Source organism: Pseudomonas rhizophila (assembly GCF_003033885.1).
Taxonomy (GTDB): domain Bacteria; phylum Pseudomonadota; class Gammaproteobacteria; order Pseudomonadales; family Pseudomonadaceae; genus Aquipseudomonas; species Aquipseudomonas rhizophila.
The window spans coordinates 2,525,991-2,541,606 of the sequence record NZ_CP024081.1; the positions used below are offsets into that span (position 1 = coordinate 2,525,991).

Below are 15,616 nucleotides of genomic sequence, written 5' to 3' on the forward strand. Positions count from 1 at the left end.
AGCAGGCTCGCTCCCACAGGGAAATGCCACTCATACCCAAATTGTCATCAAGTCTGAATAGGCTCCGAAGGTTCAATCCTGCGAGCCCCGAGCATGTCCAAAGGCTGGTTCCTGATCCCGTTGCTATTGCTCAACCTGTACGCCCAGGCTGAAGACTGGCCCGGTGAGCAATGGCCAAGTGGCCCGACCCCCACCGGGCTGGCCATCGAAGCCCTGGAGCAATACGCCTTCCCACCCCGCGACGATGCCTCTCGCCAGGGCATCCGTACCGATGCGCTGCTGGTGATCCTGGACGGGCGGCTGGTCTACGAGCGTTATGCCGGGCCCACCCGTGCCGACACTGCGCACCTGACCTGGTCGATCAGCAAAAGCCTGATGGCGACGGTGTTTGGCGTGGCCTATGGGCAAAAGCTGTTCAGTCTGCAGGATCCTGCCGCCAGGTATTACCCGGCGTTGAGCAAGCATCCGGACATGACCTTGGCCGATCTGTTCCATTGGGCCTCGGGGCTGGATTGGCAGGAAGATTACGAATACGCACCGCTCAAGTCCTCGGTGGTGGCGATGCTTTATACCCGTGGGCGTCATGACATGGCGGCGTTCACTGCGCAGCATGAACGCGACAGTCCGCCGGGGCAGGTGTTTCGTTACTCCAGTGGTGACAGCAACCTGCTGGCCGCGGCATTGAAAAATATCGTTGGCCCGGCGCGGTATGCCGATTATCCCTGGACGGCCCTGTTCGAGCCGCTGGGTATCCGCCACGCCACCTGGGAAACCGACGCCGCCGGCACGTTTGTCGGGTCCTCCTACGCCTACCTTACGGCGCGGGACCTGGCGCGTGTGGGGCTGTTGATGCAACGCGAGGGACGCTGGGGCGAGCGGCAACTGATCCCGCAAGCCTGGGTGGCGTTCAATCGCGAACCCTTCGCCCGCTTCCGGGCCGGCCAGGATGAAGCGGTGCCCGGTGGGCATTGGTGGCTCAACCGCGCGGCCGACCCGGCCATCCACCCGTGGCCCGATGCACCGCCGGATACGTTTGCCGCGCTGGGCCATTGGGGGCAGGCGCTGTACGTGATCCCCAGCGCCCGGTTGGTGATCGTGCGCTACGCTGATGACCGCGACGGCAGCTACCGCCACAATGAGTTGCTCAAGCGAGCCATGGCGGCGTTCGCCGGGACGGTGCAGCCATGAGACGCAGACCGCTGCTCACGCTGATGTCGTTACTTGTTGTGGCCCTGCTCGGCTGGATCTGGCTCGAGCGGGTGGCGCTGCGGGCCTTCCCCGACATCATCAGCGCCTACACCGCCAAGGAATATTGCTCGTGTCGCTACGTGATGGAGCAACCGGCTGACTATTGCCGTGGCTATGTAAAGCAGTCGGTGCCCATCAGCGATTTTCTCGAAACGCCTGAAGCGAAACGCATCACCGTCGCCGGGCTGGGGCGAAGCAATAGCGCACGATGGCTGGGGGAGCGGCAGGGCTGTCGGTTGGAGCCGTGACCGGACCTGTGTATTCCCATAGAGGATTGAAACAGAAGGTTTGCAAGTGCCCTCGGCCCGGTTAAGGTTCGCCACAGGTTTATCTGCCCTCCGAGTGTGTATGTTCAAGCGGTCTTTTTCTCACGCTGTCGCGACCTTGCTGCTGGCCTGCGCCGCGCTGCCGGTCCAAGCCAATTGGTATCTGGACGGCGAATCGTCGCGGCTGTCGTTTATCAGCAGCAAAAATGGCAACGTTTCCGAGGTCCAGCGTTTCCTGGTGCTTCATGGTCAGGTCCAGCCCAAGGGGATGGTCCGGCTGGAAGTGGAGCTGGAGTCGGTCAACAGTGGCATTCCCCTGCGTGACGAGCGCATGCGCGCCGAGTTGTTCGAGATCAAGCAATTTGCCGACGCCGCCATTACCGCGCAGCTCGACCTGTTACCGATCCAGGACCTGGCCAACGGCGCTCAACTGGAACTGCGCTTGCCGCTGACCGTTGACCTGCACGGCAAGCAACATGTGTATCAGGCCGAACTGCTGGCAACGCGCCTGGATGAACGACGGTTCCAGGTCGTGACCCTGGAGCCGGTGGTGCTCAATGCGGCGGATTTCGATCTGGCGCCGGGATTGGAGAAGTTGCGCAAACAGGCCGGGCTGTCGGCCATCAGCCTCGCAGTGCCGGTGAATGCGGTGCTGATTTTCACGGCGCGCTGACATGAGCGGCCCGGTATTTCCGTGGCGCGAGGGCAATCGCTTCGAGCTGTTGATCGATGGCCCGCAGTTTTTCCCGCGCATGCTGGTGGAAATTGCCCGCGCCCAGGAACAGGTCGAGCTGGAGCTGTACCTGGTGGAGGCGGGAACTTGCGCCGAGGCGATGGTCCAGGCACTCGTCCAGGCTGCCGAGCGCGGTGTTCGCGTGCGTTGCCTGTTCGATGACTACGGCAGCCTGGCGTTTACCCAGGACCTGCGCCACCGCCTGATCGAGGCGGGCGTGGAGCTGCGTTTTTACAATCGCCTGAGTTGGCGCCGCTGGGTACGGAATTTATATCGGGACCACCGCAAGCTGCTGTTGGTGGACCAGCGCCTGGCGGTGGTTGGCGGCACCGGGGTCACCGATGAGTTCTGGAGCCCGCTGGATGACCGCTGCGAGTGGCACGAGGTCATGGTGGAAATCGTCGGCCCCTTGGTGCTCGACTGGCAGTTGCTGTTTGACCGCCAATGGCTCGCCAACCGCCATCGCCGTGCCTGGAAACCGGCTTCCAACTTCGGCTTGCCGCGCTTGCCCCGGGTTCCGCCGATGGGTGAGGGCATGGGGCGGGTGGCTTATGCCGATGCCCGCCAGAATCGCGACATCCTGCAATCGTTGTCCCGGGCCCTGAACAGCGGCCAGAAGCGGATCTGGATGGCGACCCCATACTTTTTGCCGACCTGGAACGTGCGTCGCTCCTTGCGCAAGGCTGCCGCCCGGGGCATCGATGTGCGCCTGCTGCTCACCGGCCCGCGCACCGATCACCCGTCCGTGCGCTACGCCGGGCACCGTTATTACCCGCGTCTGCTCAAGGCTGGGGTGAAAATCTTCGAATACCAGCCGTGTTTCCTGCACCTGAAGATGGTGCTGGTGGACGACTGGGTCAGCATCGGCTCCTGTAATTTCGATCACTGGAACCTGCGCTTCAATCTGGAAGCCAACCTCGAAGCCCTCGACTCCGCACTCAGCACGGCAGTGGCGGCGAGTTTCGAGCGTGACTTCGCCCAGAGCCTGGAGGTCAGTCTCGATGCCTGGAAGCGCCGGCCGCTGTGGAAACGGGTCAAGCAACGGGTGTGGGGGTTGGTGGATCGGTTGGTGGTGAATGTGCTGGGGCGGCGGGGTTAAGGTTCAGCAAAAACAATGTGGGAGCGAGCCTGCTCGCGATGGTGGCCTGACAGTCAATGATGCGGTGACTGGTAGGCCTTCATCGCGAGCAGGCGCGCTCCCACGGTTATTTGCGCTGTTGATGAATCAGAGCAACTCGAAACTCTGTTGCTTCACATCCTGGGAATCCAGGCCGATCTGGACGTTGAACTTGCCCGGTTCAGCGGCGTATTTGAGCTGGGCGTTGTAGAACTTCAAGTCGTCTTCAGTGATGGTGAAGTGAATGACTTTCTTCTCGCCGGCCTTGAGCATCACCTTGCGGAAGTTCTTCAGCTCCTTCACCGGGCGGATGATCGAGCCGGTCACATCCTGGATATAGAGCTGCACCACGGTTTCGCCGTCACGCTCGCCGGTGTTTTCCAGGGTCACGCTGGCATCGAGCTTGCCGGTCTTGTTCAGCGTGGTGGACGACAGGGCCATGTCCGTCAGGCTGAATTCGGTGTAGCTCAGGCCGTAGCCGAACGGGTAGAGCGGGCCTGTGGTGTCATCGAAGTATTGCGAGGTGTAGTTGCCCGGCTTGCCCGGCGTAAACGGTCGACCAATGCTCAGATGGTTGTAGTAGGTGGGAATCTGTCCTACCGAGCGCGGGAAGGAGATCGGCAGTTTGCCCGACGGGTTGTAATCGCCGAATAGCACGTCGGCGATGGCGTTGCCGCCTTCGGTGCCGCTGAACCAGGTTTCCAGGATCGCATCGGCCTGTTGCTTTTCATCCACCAGCGCCAGCGGGCGGCCGTTCATCAGCACCAGCACCAGTGGTTTGCCGGTAGCCTTCAGGGCCTTGATCAGCTCGCGCTGGCTGGCGGGGATGCTCAGTTCCGTCCGGCTCGAGGATTCGTGGGACATGCCGCGCGACTCACCCACGGCGGCCACCACCACATCGGCTTGCTTGGCGGCCTTCACGGCTTCGTCGATCAGCACTTGGGCAGGGCGCGGGTCATCCACCACTTCCGGGGCGTCGAAGTTGAGGAAGTTCAGGTAGTCGAGCACCTTCTTGTCGCCGGTGATGTTGGCGCCACGGGCGTAGATCAGTTTCGATTCTGCGTCCAGTGCGCGGGTCATGCCGTCGAACAAGGTCACCGATTGCGCAGGGCGCCCGGCAGCGGCCCAACTGCCCATCATGTCGATCGGCGCCTTGGCGAGCGGTCCGACCAGGGCGATTTTTGCGCTTTTGTTCAGGGGCAGGGTCTGGTTGCGGTTTTCCAGCAGGACCAGGCTGCGGCGGGCCACGTCACGGGCATCGTCGCGGTGCAGGCGGCTTTCAGCGTAGGTGTCGGCCGGGTCGTCCTCGGCCTTGCCGATGCGCAGGTACGGATCCTTGAACAGGCCCATGTCGTATTTGGCGGCGAGGACTTCGCGCACCGCATTGTCGATGTCGCTCTGCTCGATTTCACCGGCCTTGAGCAGTCCAGGCAGCTCCTTGCCGTACAGCGAGTCGTTCATGCTCATGTCGATGCCGGCCTTGATCGCCAGCTTCGCCGCTTCGCGACCGTCCCGGGCCACGCCATGCTTGATCAGTTCGAAGATGGCGCCGTGGTCACTCACCGCCAGGCCCTTGAACCCCCATTCCTTGCGTAACAGATCGTGCATCAGCCAGGTGTTGGCGGTGGCGGGCACGCCGTTGATGGAGTTCAGCGCGACCATCACCCCGCCGGCACCCGCATCGATGGCGGCGCGGTAGGGTGGCAGGTAGTCCTGGTACATTTTCACCGGGCTCATGTCCACGATGTTGTAGTCCCGGCCACCTTCCACCGCGCCGTACAGGGCGAAGTGCTTGACGCTGGCCATGATGCTGTCGGCCGCGTTGGCGCCACTGCCCTGGAACGCTTTGACCATCACCCCGGCGATGCGCGACACCAGGTAGGTGTCCTCACCAAAGCCCTCGGAGGTCCGGCCCCAGCGGGGGTCGCGGGAAATATCCACCATCGGCGCGAAGGTGATGTCCAGGCTGTCGGCCGCCGCTTCCTGGGCAGCGACGCGGCCGGAGCGGTAGATGGCGTCCATGTCCCAGCTGGAGGCCAGGGCCAGGGGGATCGGGAAAATCGTGCGATGGCCGTGGATCACGTCATAGGCGAAGAACATCGGGATCTTCAGCCGGCTGCGCATGGCCGCGTCCTGCATCGGGCGGTTTTCAGCCCGGGTGATGGAGTTGAACGTTCCTCCGATGTTGCCAGCGGCGATTTCCTTGCGAATCATCTCCCGAGGCATCTCGGGGCCGATGCTGATCAGGCGCAACTGGCCGATCTTTTCCTCGAGGGTCATCTGCTTCATCAGGTTGCTGATGAAGGCATTCTTGTTCTCTATCGGGGTTGGCAGGTTGTCGGCTAATACGGATTGACTGGCCAGTGTGACGAACAGGCCCAGCAAACACAGCTTCTTCATGAATGGTTTCTCGCAAGCCTAAGGGCGGTAATCAGGACTCGCCGGTCAGCAAAATGTGAGGAGCGGCTATTGTTGTTCGAGTATTGTCTGAATAAGAGCAGCACTGTTTTCGAACGCACGCGGATGAACTTAGTTTCGCACCGGGCATCTTTTAGCCCATCGACCCGATTCAATCCCGTGGCGGCGGCAGATTATGCCCCAGACGCTGGTGAGATAGGTGGCTGTGTTTTCTTCAATGGACTGTATAGGGGAGTTTCAACCGATGAATCTACGACTCGATCACCTTCGCCACCTGCCAATACTGGCGCTGATGCTGTTCACCACGCTGCTGGCCGGTTGCGGCATCAACAATATTCCAACCCTGGACGAACAGGCCAAGGCCGCCTGGGGACAGGTGCAGAACCAGTACCAGCGCCGAGCCGACCTGATCCCCAACCTGGTGGAAACCGTCAAGGGCTATGCGCAGCACGAACAGGAAACGCTGACGGCGGTGGTCGAGGCGCGGGCCAAGGCCACGTCCATCCAGGTCGATGCCGGTACCCTGGACAACCCGGAAAAACTCAAGCAGTTCCAACAGGCCCAGGACCAGTTGAGTGGTGCGTTGAGCCGGCTGATGGTGGTGGTCGAGCGTTATCCGGACCTCAAGGCCAACCAGAACTTCCTGGCCTTGCAATCACAACTCGAAGGCACCGAGAACCGCATCGCCGTGGCTCGTCGCGACTTCATCCTGGCGGTGCAGAAATACAACACCGAAATCCGCACCTTCCCCGGTCGCTTGTGGCACAGCGTGCTGTACAGCGATCTGCCGATCCGCGAAACCTTCGAAGCCACCAGCCCCAACGCCGAAAAAGCCCCTGAAGTGAAATTCTGAAAAAACTGTGGGCGCGAGCCTGTGGGAGCAAAGCTTGCTCGCGATGAACGATAACGCGGTCATTAGAAAGACCGAGGTGCCTTCATCGCGAGCAAGCTCAGCTCCCACACCAGCTCGCTCCCACACAGGAGTTACAATGCGAGTGTTGAAATTTGGCCTGGTGCTGTTGCTCTGGGTCTTTGCCATCACGGCCCAGGCCGAGTTGAGTTTTCCGGCACTGACCGGGCGGGTGGTGGACACTGCCCAGATGCTGGAACCCTCGGTGCGCACGCAACTGGATGCACAGCTCAAGGCCCATGAACAGGCCACCGGTGAACAGGTGGTCGTGGTCACGCTGGCGGACCTGCAAGGCAGCAGCATCGAAGACTTCGGTTATCAACTGGGGCGTCACTGGGGCATTGGGCAGAAGGATAAAAACAACGGCGCGCTACTGATCGTGGCCCGGGATGATCGTAAACTGCGGATCGAAGTGGGCTATGGCCTGGAAGACCGCCTGACTGACGCCCAGAGTTCGGTGATTATCAACCAGGTGATCACTCCGGCGTTCAAGGCCGGCAATTTCAACAAAGGTATAAGCGACGGCGTAGCGGCGATGCTGATGGTGCTGGGCGGCAATGCGCTGGATGAGCCGGCTGCGGTGTACGGTGCCGACGGCCAGGAGGAGGGCGATTTCGTCGGGCGCCATCCGGGGCTGTTCGTGTTGTTGGTGCTGCTGTTCATCGTAACGGTGTTCGTGTGCCAGATGCTCGGTATCCTGCCGGCCGGACGCGGTGGTTCCGGGGGCGGCTATGGCGGTGGCGGCGGTTTTGGCGGCGGCGGTGGCGGCGGCTTCAGTGGTGGTGGGGGCAGTTTCGGGGGCGGCGGTTCGTCGGGCGGCTGGTGACAATAATAATGAGCAGGCACTTTTAACCATGGCATTACTGACTGAACACGAACAACGCAAGGTCGCCGAGGCCATTGCCCGGGTGGAGCGCGATACCGACGCCGAGCTGGTCACCGTGCTTGCTGCCCGCGCCGACGACTACGCCTACATCCCGCTGCTGTGGGCCAGCCTGCTGGCCTTGGTGGTGCCCGGCATGGTGCATTACCTCACGGGCTGGCTGAACATGCACAGTCTGCTGCTGGTGCAGTGGGTCCTGTTTATCGTGCTGTGCCTGGTGTTTCGCATTCCTGCAATCACCACTCACCTGATCCCCCGTTCCGTGCGCCACTGGCGCGCCTCCAATCTGGCGCGCCGGCAGTTTCTCGAGCAGAACCTGCACCACACCGTCGGCGGCACAGGAATGTTGATTTTCGTTTGCGAGGCCGAGCGGTATGTGGAAATCCTGGTGGACGAAGGCATTTCCAAGCGTCTCGACAACACGCGCTGGGAGGCCATTGTCGCCACCTTCACCCAGCAGGTCCGCCAAGGACAGACGTTGCAGGGCTTCGTCACCTGCATCGAGGCCTGCGGCGAATTGCTCAAGGAGCATGTACCCGTGACTCACGCGCGCAATGAGCTGCCGAATCGGTTGGTGGTGCTGGGCTGAAAAAATTTCTGCCAGCACAAGCCTGTGGGAGCAAAGCCTTGCTTCCACAGAGGCTACTGCTCGCCACACGAACTTTTCCGTGCCCTCACTGCCCATCCCCCCTAAAATAACCGCCATTCCCGATCCGCCCGCCCCGAGGCCGCTTTTTCCATGTCTGTCACCGCTACCCCCGCCCGTCCTGCGCCGGATCACCACGCCCAGTTCATCGAGCTGCTGCAAAGCAGCCTTGAGCAGAACGCCTTCATCAAACTGGTGCTGGCCAAGTACGTCGGTGACGAAGCGGACCTGCAACGGCTGATCATCAAGCAGTTGACGGTCAAGGATCAGCCATGCCTGTCCTTCGTTTACCGCTACAAAACCCGCGACATCACCAAGAATTTCCCGCTGGCCGAAGGCGTGGCGACCATCGCTGTGTTATTGCCGATGTCGTTCAAGAACGCGCATCTGCTGGCTGTCACCGACGAAGCGCAGCTGGAATACAGCAAAAAGGGCAAAAGCTCGCTATTCAAGAGCAAGCCCCAGCAGCTGCGAGAAGTGCCATCGGCCGAGCACAATCGCGAGAAAAACCGCTTCCTCGACCTGAACCGCCCGTTCCTGGCGGATTTGGGCGTGACCAACCATAAGCACGAGCTGATCCCGGCGATGTCGCGCAAGTGGAAGCAGATCAACAAGTTCATCGAAGTCTTCAGCCATGCGCTGACATCTTCGCCGCTGGCCCTGGATCAGCCGGTGCGGGTGTCGGACTTTGGCTCGGGCAAGGGTTATCTGACGTTCGCCATCCATGACTACCTGCGCAACACCTTGCAGGCTGAAGGGATCGTGACCGGCGTCGAACTGCGAGAGGACATGGTCAAGCTGTGCAACGAAGCTGCCGCGCGGCTGGAGCACCCGGGCCTGAGCTTCCAGCACGGCGATGTGCGCAGCGTGGCGCCGGCCGCGGTGGATGTGATGATTGCCTTGCATGCCTGTGATATCGCCACCGATTACGCGATCCACATGGGCATTCGCTCGGGCGCTTCGATCATCATGTGCTCGCCGTGCTGCCACAAGCAGATCCGCTTGCAAATCCAGAGTCCGGCGTTGCTCAAGCCGATGCTGCAATATGGGCTGCACCTGGGCCAGCAGGCAGAAATGGTCACTGACAGTCTGCGGGCGCTGTTTCTGGAGGCGTGCGGTTACGAAACCAAGGTGTTCGAGTTCATTTCCCTGGACCACACCAACAAGAACAAGATGATCCTGGCGGTCAAACGCGCCGAACCGGTGGACCCGGCAGAGCTGCTGGCGAAGATCCAGGAACTCAAGGCGTTCTACCACATCACCGAGCACTGCCTCGAAACCCTGCTGCGGGCTGACGGTTACCTCGCCTGAGTGACTGACATTACCCTGTGGGAGCGAGCCTGCTCGCGATTGAACGATGACGCGGCGCACCTGAAAAACCGCGTCGCCTGAATCGCGAGCAGGCTCGCTCCCACACGTTGCATTCAGCATCCAGCGATGTGCAGCCCGTCAGGTAATCGCCGCTTATCCCTCATCTACCGACGTACCGGTCTACCTTTAATGCGTTCACCCCCTACGCATTTTTCAAGGAGTCCACCCCATGGCCGCAAAGAAAATCCTCATGCTGGTCGGCGATTACGTCGAAGACTATGAAGTCATGGTGCCATTCCAGGCCTTGCAGATGATCGGCCACACCGTTCATGCCGTGTGCCCGGACAAAAGCGCCGGGCAGACCGTGCGCACGGCGATCCACGACTTCGAGGGCGACCAGACCTACAGCGAAAAACCGGGGCATCTGTTCGCGCTGAATCATGATTTCGTCGGTGTCGAGGCCGCTGATTACGATGCGTTGCTGGTGCCGGGCGGACGTGCGCCGGAATATCTGCGCCTGAATGAGAAAGTCCTGCAACTGGTGCGTGAATTTGACCAGGCGGGCAAGCCGATTGCAGCGGTATGCCACGGTGCGCAATTGCTGGCAGCGGCGGGTATCCTGGAAGGGCGCGAATGCAGCGCCTATCCCGCCTGTGCCCCGGAGGTGCGTCTGGCGGGAGGGACCTTTATCGAGTGCGCGGTCACCGAAGGCCACGTTCAAGGCAATCTGGCGACCGCGCCCGCCTGGCCGGCACATCCGAACTGGCTGGCGGGGTTCCTGACGTTGCTGGGCACGGCCATCACCTTGTAAGGCACTGGCAGAACAAGCGCAGCGGGTCTTTACTCTTGGGGATGCCTCAACCGCCCAGGAGAAAGAACATGTCCGGATGGTACGAAGTCAGCAAAAGCAGCAACGGCCAGTTTAAGTTTGTGCTCAAGGCGGCGAACGCCGAAACGATTTTGACCAGCGAGCTGTACACGACCCGCAGCGGTGCCGACGGTGGCATCGCTTCGGTGCAGAAGAACAGCCCACTGGCTGAACGTTATGAACTCAAGAGCACCAAGGACGGCCATCCTTACTTCAACCTCAAGGCTGGCAATCACGAAGTGATCGGCAGCAGCGAAAGCTATTCCTCTGACGCCGCCCGGGACAAGGGCATTGCCAGCGTCATGGCCAACGGACCGACGACGGTGATCAAGGACAAGACGCTGGCGGCGCTTTGACAGGACGCCAAAAGCCGAGGGCCAATGTGGGAGCAAGCTTTGCTCCCACCGATAAATCCCTTCCCCACAAGCTACGGGGCCATGCCTGCCCTGGCTCTAAACCTCCACCGGCACCGACAGTTTCGGGTTGCCCAGCGGATGCGTCTTGGCATCGAAGAACCGCAGTTCAACCGCCAACCCCTGGAACACCTTGGCGTAATGGCGCTTCTGGTGCTGAATGAACGCCTGACTGCGGGGGTAGATCGAGATTGCCACGGTTTTCGGCGCGGCCTGGCGCAGGGCATGGACGATGTGACTGTCCTGTTCGCCCAAGGCATGGCCGAACAGGCACAGGTTGTCGCCGTGGTGCAGCAACTGGTCGTAGCAGAACGATAGGTAATCAGAGCTGCGAATGGTCTTGAGCTTGTCCTGGCTCGGGCCTTCATTGACGAACAGCGGCACGTCGTCAAGGGTCTTGATCGTATTGTTGATGGCGAAACTGCCCAACAGCGTGCCTTCGGTGGCGGTCAGCTTGCGTGCCGTGCCGTCCTGGTTGCGTACCAGGTGCAGGCCACCGTGCAGGTACAGCAGACGTGGTTTGTCCGTGTCTGCCTGGCTCAGATCAAAGCTGTGATCGTTGCCCAGGAACAGGTCGGTGACAGTCTCGGGCGCATGCTGGATCGCCCAGTAGTTGAGCAGATCGTAGTTGGTGGTGAACACCGTGCGATAGCGGCCCAGCTCCTGATTAAGCGTCGCCAGGGTCGAGGGTTCGACCAGTCGCCACGGGATATGCACCGCGTGCACGGTGTTGATCAGTGCTTCCTTTATTGCGTAGTAGCGATTGCGCGGTGCAGCGGAACTGACGGCCAGGGCCTTGTTGACCCGGCTGGTGGTTTTCAGCGCACCGAGTACCTGTTCGAAACTGCGTGTCTGCATCGCGTCGAACACACTCATTTCCGACGGGCTCAAGGGTTTTTCTTCGACTGTGCGAGCGTTTTCGAACAGCGAGTCGTAGCCGAAATCGTCCCAAACGGCGCGGCTGGCGCCGTTACCCAGCAGCAAGCCGCTGAAAGCGGTGCTGGCGCGCAAGGCATCCCAGTCTTCGAGCTGGGCGTCGTATTGCTGGAAGTCGGTCATTGCGAAAGTTATCTCAAAACGTGGTTAAGGCAGGGCGCGACTTTATCACGACCCAGTCTTGAGCCAGATCAAGATGCGCTGTGACCAGTCGGTCATTCTGGTAGCCCTGCCAATCCCGGCCTCTTCCAGGAGCATCTCCCATGAGCAGCACCTTTTTCATTCCCGCCGTGAACGTCATGGGGCTGGGTTGCCTCGACGAGGCCATGACCGCCATCCGTAACTACGGCTTTCGCAAGGCCCTGATCGTCACTGACACAGGGTTGGCCAAGGCCGGCGTCGCCAGCAAGGTGGCCGACCTGCTGGCGCAACAGGACATCGACTCGGTGATTTTCGACGGTGCCAAACCCAATCCCAGCATCGCCAATGTCGAGCGTGGGCTGGGGTTGCTGAAGGAGAGCCAATGCGATTTCGTGGTGTCGCTGGGTGGTGGCTCGCCCCACGATTGCGCCAAGGGCATCGCCTTGTGTGCCACCAACGGCGGGGAAATTCGTGACTACGAGGGCGTTGACCGCTCGAGTAAACCGCAGTTGCCGCTGATCGCCATCAACACCACGGCAGGTACTGCCAGCGAGATGACCCGTTTTTGCATCATCACCGACGAGACGCGCCACGTGAAAATGGCGATTGTCGACCGCAACGTGACGCCGCTCATGTCGGTCAACGATCCGGCGTTGATGGTGGCGATGCCCAAGGGGCTGACGGCTGCCACCGGCATGGATGCGTTGACCCATGCGATCGAAGCTTACGTATCCACTGCCGCCAATCCGATCACCGATGCCTGCGCGCTGAAAGCAGTCACGTTGATCAGCAACAATCTGCGTCAGGCCGTGCGCGACGGCAACGATCTGACGGCGCGGGAGAACATGGCCTACGCGCAGTTTCTCGCGGGGATGGCATTCAATAATGCCTCGCTGGGTTTTGTGCATGCGATGGCCCATCAACTGGGCGGTTTTTATGACTTGCCCCACGGCGTGTGTAATGCCGTGCTGTTGCCCCATGTGCAGAGTTTCAACGCCTCGGTATGTGCCGCTCGGCTGACCGACGTGGCCCATGCCATGGGCGCCGATACGCGCGGACTCAGCCCGGAGGAGGGCGCGCGGGTGGCCATTGAGGCGATCCGCAGCCTGGCCCGGGACGTGGACATTCCGGCCGGCCTGCGTGAGTTGGGCGTACGCCTCAACGACGTGCCGGTACTGGCCACCAACGCATTGAAAGATGCTTGTGGTCTGACCAACCCACGGGCGGGGGATCAACGGCAGATCGAGGAGATTTTCCGCAGCGCCTTTTAAGCGACCCGTGGCGGCATGAACCGCACGCACAGCATCGCTGCCACCGCCAGCAGCGTGCACAATGCCGCCAGCGGCCAGGCCTGTTGACTCAACAACAGGCTGGCCATGGCGCCGATCGCCGATGCCATCAGTTGATGCAGGAAACCGCTCAACGCCATGGCATAAGCACCGGCCACCGGTGAACCCTCATTGGCCAGGGACAGGCTGATGGGGTAATTCAACGATTGGCCGAACACCGCGAAGCAGTACGGCAACCAGAACAGCAGCGCAACACTGCTCAGCGCGACGCTCCCCAGCAGCATGGTTGCGCTGCCACCCAGCACCAGCGCAATGCCCCAGCTCATCAGCCGTCGCTGACCGGTGCGCAGCACAAAGCCGTTTACCGCCAGCGCGCCGAACAGGTACGCCGCACTGATCGGCCAGCCCAGCAGGCCGTACTCAATCGCTGACCAATGAAAGCTTTCCTGCAGGATCAGTGGCGCGGCGGTGTTGAACGCGACGATCACGCCGTAACCCAGGCCACCAGCCAATGCCGGCAGTAAAAAACCTCGGTATCGGAGAATTCTGCCGTAGACGCGCCACGCTGATTGCCCGTGGCTGCTTTCTGTCAGCACTGGGAAACCGACCCGGGACACTGCCACCGCCATCGCCAGGCTGACCGCACCCAAGCCGTAGAAGATCGCTTCCCAGCCGAAGGCAACCTGGATCAAGGAGCCCAGATACTGGCCAATGCCAAGGGCAATCACGAAGGCTATCGAGATCCATGACAGGGCCTTGGCCAGCAGATCGCCGTTGAAACTGTCACGGATCAATACCCTGGCCATCACCGAGATACCGCTGGCGCCGATGCCCTGAATCAACCTGAGCGTCAGGAACGCCTCGACTGTCGTACCCAGCGGTAAGGCCAGGTTGCTCAGGCCGTACAACCCCAATGCCGCCAGCAACACCGGTTTGCGTCCCAGACGCTGGCTCACGCTGCCCCACAGCAACATTGGCAGCGCCATGCCGATCAGGTAAACCGACAAGCCCCAGGAAACCCGGGACGCATCGGCCCCCAGATCCCGGGCAATGTCGGGCAGGGCCGGCAAGTAGATGCTCATGCCCAGTTGTGCCAGGAAGACAGTGGTGCAGGTGATGATCAGGGTCTTACGGTTCTTCATCAAGGCGCTCGTTCAAGGACGGATGTCACGCCCGTGTGCCAGCAGCAGATTGGTGATCCGTTCGCAGAACGAGCGAATCACGTTCGTCTCCATGTCGGCGCGCAGGGTGATGCGGATTGCGGCCTTGTTTTGCGGCACTACGGGGAAAAAGACCGCTGAAGTGAAATACCCCAGGTCGGCCAATTCGACCGCCAGGCTGTTGGCCAGGGCTGCTTCACCGCATGTCACCAGGCGGATCGCCATGGCATTGCCGAGTTGTTCGGTGCGGATGAGGCTGTCGAAGAGGCGGATATTAGCCTGCAAACGCTCCTGCAAGGCGCTGAATTCTCGACTGCGGTGCAGGCGGATCGAGGCAATGCCGGCGCCAATGGCCGCCGCGTTCAGGCTCTGGGACCAATTGCTCGGCCCGCCGTAGCGCTGCACCAGTGTTTTTTGCCGTTCACTGCCAAACATCGCCAGGCCGCCACTGGCCCCGAATGATTTGGCCAGCGAGGCGACAATCAGCGTGCGCTCGTCCACGGCGTGCAAGCGTGACCGGACCAGGCCCGCTCCGCATTGCCCTACGGCGGACAGCGCGTGGGAGTCATCCAGATAGAGAAACAGGCCATAGCGCTGTTTGAGGTACAACAGGCTGTCCATATCCGTCACCCCGCCCATGCTGTAGGCCCCATCGGCCACATACGCCACGTTGCGCTGTCGTTTGCACACGTCCTCGAGAAAGTCCATGTCGTTGTGGGGCCCGGTGATGACTTGGGTTTCATCGGCGCAGGCAGCCTTGACGTGGTTCATCGAGTAATGGGCATGTTTGTCAAACACCATGACCGGCGGCCGATTGTCGGTGAGCACGCCGCTGGCCAGCAACGGCAGGATCCCGGCGCTCGCTGCGCTGCATGACAGGGCGCTGAGACAACTGGCGCCAAACAACTCCGACAATTGGGTTTCGTATCGGTCCAGGATCGCCAGTTTGCAGCGGTTTTTCGAGTTGGCGACGCGCAAGGTCCCGGTTTCCCACAGGGCCGTCATGGCCCCGTCCAGCAACGCCGGATGGTGATCCAGGCCCAGATAGGACGTGGTACAGAAGTGGTGAAAGGTTCGGCCGTACTGGTCGACCAGGACATTGGGTGTCTTGACCTCGACATTCAGCCCTGAGATTTTTCCGACTTCGGCGCTCTGCCAGTCCTGGTCCGCCAGGGAAATGACCTTACGGTAGTTGGTGTAGCGATGGGTTGGCTGTGCAGTCTGGTTCATGGTGCGCTTACATTCCTTGGTTGAGTGGTGCTGTCCGTGGGTGGTTT

Annotated in this window: 15 protein-coding genes; 11 read left to right on the top strand and 4 right to left on the bottom strand. The window is 61.1% G+C overall.

Features of this window, described 5'->3' with window-relative positions:
- The first annotated feature begins 93 nt into the window (after positions 1-93).
- From CRX69_RS11855 to CRX69_RS11870, 4 genes are all read left to right on the top strand, one after another.
- On the top strand, positions 94-1,188 hold the full coding sequence (locus CRX69_RS11855; protein ID WP_107322059.1) for a serine hydrolase domain-containing protein: 1,095 nt from the start codon (positions 94-96) through the stop codon (positions 1,186-1,188).
- A complete protein-coding gene (locus tag CRX69_RS11860) occupies positions 1,185-1,496 on the top strand; it encodes an amidase (RefSeq protein ID WP_107322060.1) in 312 nt (103 codons plus the stop codon). The genes CRX69_RS11855 and CRX69_RS11860 overlap by 4 nt, the downstream gene beginning before the upstream one ends.
- A gap of 100 nt (positions 1,497-1,596) precedes the next feature.
- Positions 1,597-2,187, top strand: coding sequence for a YceI family protein (locus tag CRX69_RS11865; protein WP_047228019.1), 591 nt, complete (start codon positions 1,597-1,599; stop codon positions 2,185-2,187).
- A gap of 1 nt (position 2,188) precedes the next feature.
- Positions 2,189-3,346, top strand: a complete 1,158-nt coding sequence (locus CRX69_RS11870) for a phospholipase D-like domain-containing protein (RefSeq protein ID WP_107322061.1) — start codon at positions 2,189-2,191, stop codon at positions 3,344-3,346.
- 126 nt (positions 3,347-3,472) lie between these two features.
- Here CRX69_RS11870 and bglX read toward each other — a convergent pair whose 3' ends face one another.
- A complete protein-coding gene (bglX, locus tag CRX69_RS11875; RefSeq protein ID WP_107322062.1) occupies positions 3,473-5,764 on the bottom strand; it encodes a beta-glucosidase BglX in 2,292 nt (763 codons plus the stop codon).
- A gap of 262 nt (positions 5,765-6,026) precedes the next feature.
- On the opposite strand from bglX, the gene CRX69_RS11880 reads away from it, so the two are divergent.
- The 6 genes from CRX69_RS11880 (at position 6,027) to CRX69_RS11905 (ending at position 10,756) form a co-directional block, all read left to right on the top strand.
- On the top strand, positions 6,027-6,635 hold the full coding sequence (locus CRX69_RS11880; RefSeq protein ID WP_047228016.1) for a LemA family protein: 609 nt from the start codon (positions 6,027-6,029) through the stop codon (positions 6,633-6,635).
- Between the two features lie 136 nt (positions 6,636-6,771).
- Positions 6,772-7,518 carry a TPM domain-containing protein gene (locus CRX69_RS11885; protein WP_107322063.1) on the top strand — a complete coding sequence of 249 codons (747 nt, stop codon included), beginning with the start codon at positions 6,772-6,774 and terminating at the stop codon, positions 7,516-7,518.
- A 28-nt stretch (positions 7,519-7,546) separates the two neighbouring features.
- Positions 7,547-8,164, top strand: coding sequence for a TPM domain-containing protein (locus tag CRX69_RS11890; RefSeq protein WP_047228014.1), 618 nt, complete (start codon positions 7,547-7,549; stop codon positions 8,162-8,164).
- Positions 8,165-8,314: 150 nt separating this feature from the next.
- Entirely contained in the window at positions 8,315-9,532 is a 1,218-nt protein-coding gene (locus CRX69_RS11895) for a class I SAM-dependent methyltransferase (RefSeq protein ID WP_047228013.1), read from the top strand.
- Positions 9,533-9,761: 229 nt separating this feature from the next.
- Positions 9,762-10,343, top strand: coding sequence for a DJ-1/PfpI family protein (locus CRX69_RS11900; RefSeq protein WP_047228012.1), 582 nt, complete (start codon positions 9,762-9,764; stop codon positions 10,341-10,343).
- A gap of 68 nt (positions 10,344-10,411) precedes the next feature.
- Positions 10,412-10,756, top strand: a complete 345-nt coding sequence (locus CRX69_RS11905; protein ID WP_047228011.1) for a YegP family protein — start codon at positions 10,412-10,414, stop codon at positions 10,754-10,756.
- A 96-nt stretch (positions 10,757-10,852) separates the two neighbouring features.
- On the opposite strand, the gene CRX69_RS11910 is transcribed toward CRX69_RS11905, so the two are convergent.
- Entirely contained in the window at positions 10,853-11,872 is a 1,020-nt protein-coding gene (locus tag CRX69_RS11910; protein ID WP_047228010.1) for a DUF4917 family protein, read from the bottom strand.
- 140 nt (positions 11,873-12,012) lie between these two features.
- On the opposite strand from CRX69_RS11910, the gene yiaY reads away from it, so the two are divergent.
- On the top strand, positions 12,013-13,161 hold the full coding sequence (yiaY, locus tag CRX69_RS11915) for an L-threonine dehydrogenase (protein ID WP_047228009.1): 1,149 nt from the start codon (positions 12,013-12,015) through the stop codon (positions 13,159-13,161).
- Here yiaY and CRX69_RS11920 read toward each other — a convergent pair.
- Positions 13,158-14,321, bottom strand: coding sequence for an MFS transporter (locus tag CRX69_RS11920; protein ID WP_107322064.1), 1,164 nt, complete (start codon positions 14,319-14,321; stop codon positions 13,158-13,160). The genes yiaY and CRX69_RS11920 overlap by 4 nt on opposite strands.
- Before the next feature lie 12 nt (positions 14,322-14,333).
- A complete protein-coding gene (locus CRX69_RS11925; RefSeq protein ID WP_107322065.1) occupies positions 14,334-15,569 on the bottom strand; it encodes an aminotransferase class I/II-fold pyridoxal phosphate-dependent enzyme in 1,236 nt (411 codons plus the stop codon).
- Positions 15,570-15,616: the final 47 nt, after the last annotated feature.

Excerpts from the sequence above, each read along its gene's own strand:
- CRX69_RS11900 (WP_047228012.1), top strand. The coding sequence starts at position 9,762 with ATGGCCGCAAAGAAAATCCTCATGCTGGTCGGCGATTACGTCGAAGAC.
- CRX69_RS11895 (WP_047228013.1), top strand. The coding sequence starts at position 8,315 with ATGTCTGTCACCGCTACCCCCGCCCGTCCTGCGCCGGATCACCACGCC.
- bglX (WP_107322062.1), bottom strand. The coding sequence starts at position 5,764 with ATGAAGAAGCTGTGTTTGCTGGGCCTGTTCGTCACACTGGCCAGTCAA.
- CRX69_RS11880 (WP_047228016.1), top strand. The coding sequence starts at position 6,027 with ATGAATCTACGACTCGATCACCTTCGCCACCTGCCAATACTGGCGCTG.
- CRX69_RS11925 (WP_107322065.1), bottom strand. The coding sequence starts at position 15,569 with ATGAACCAGACTGCACAGCCAACCCATCGCTACACCAACTACCGTAAG.
- CRX69_RS11910 (WP_047228010.1), bottom strand. The coding sequence starts at position 11,872 with ATGACCGACTTCCAGCAATACGACGCCCAGCTCGAAGACTGGGATGCC.
- CRX69_RS11920 (WP_107322064.1), bottom strand. The coding sequence starts at position 14,321 with ATGAAGAACCGTAAGACCCTGATCATCACCTGCACCACTGTCTTCCTG.
- yiaY (WP_047228009.1), top strand. The coding sequence starts at position 12,013 with ATGAGCAGCACCTTTTTCATTCCCGCCGTGAACGTCATGGGGCTGGGT.
- CRX69_RS11860 (WP_107322060.1), top strand. The coding sequence starts at position 1,185 with ATGAGACGCAGACCGCTGCTCACGCTGATGTCGTTACTTGTTGTGGCC.
- CRX69_RS11865 (WP_047228019.1), top strand. The coding sequence starts at position 1,597 with ATGTTCAAGCGGTCTTTTTCTCACGCTGTCGCGACCTTGCTGCTGGCC.
- CRX69_RS11855 (WP_107322059.1), top strand. The coding sequence starts at position 94 with ATGTCCAAAGGCTGGTTCCTGATCCCGTTGCTATTGCTCAACCTGTAC.
- CRX69_RS11890 (WP_047228014.1), top strand. The coding sequence starts at position 7,547 with ATGGCATTACTGACTGAACACGAACAACGCAAGGTCGCCGAGGCCATT.
- CRX69_RS11905 (WP_047228011.1), top strand. The coding sequence starts at position 10,412 with ATGTCCGGATGGTACGAAGTCAGCAAAAGCAGCAACGGCCAGTTTAAG.
- CRX69_RS11870 (WP_107322061.1), top strand. The coding sequence starts at position 2,189 with ATGAGCGGCCCGGTATTTCCGTGGCGCGAGGGCAATCGCTTCGAGCTG.
- CRX69_RS11885 (WP_107322063.1), top strand. The coding sequence starts at position 6,772 with ATGCGAGTGTTGAAATTTGGCCTGGTGCTGTTGCTCTGGGTCTTTGCC.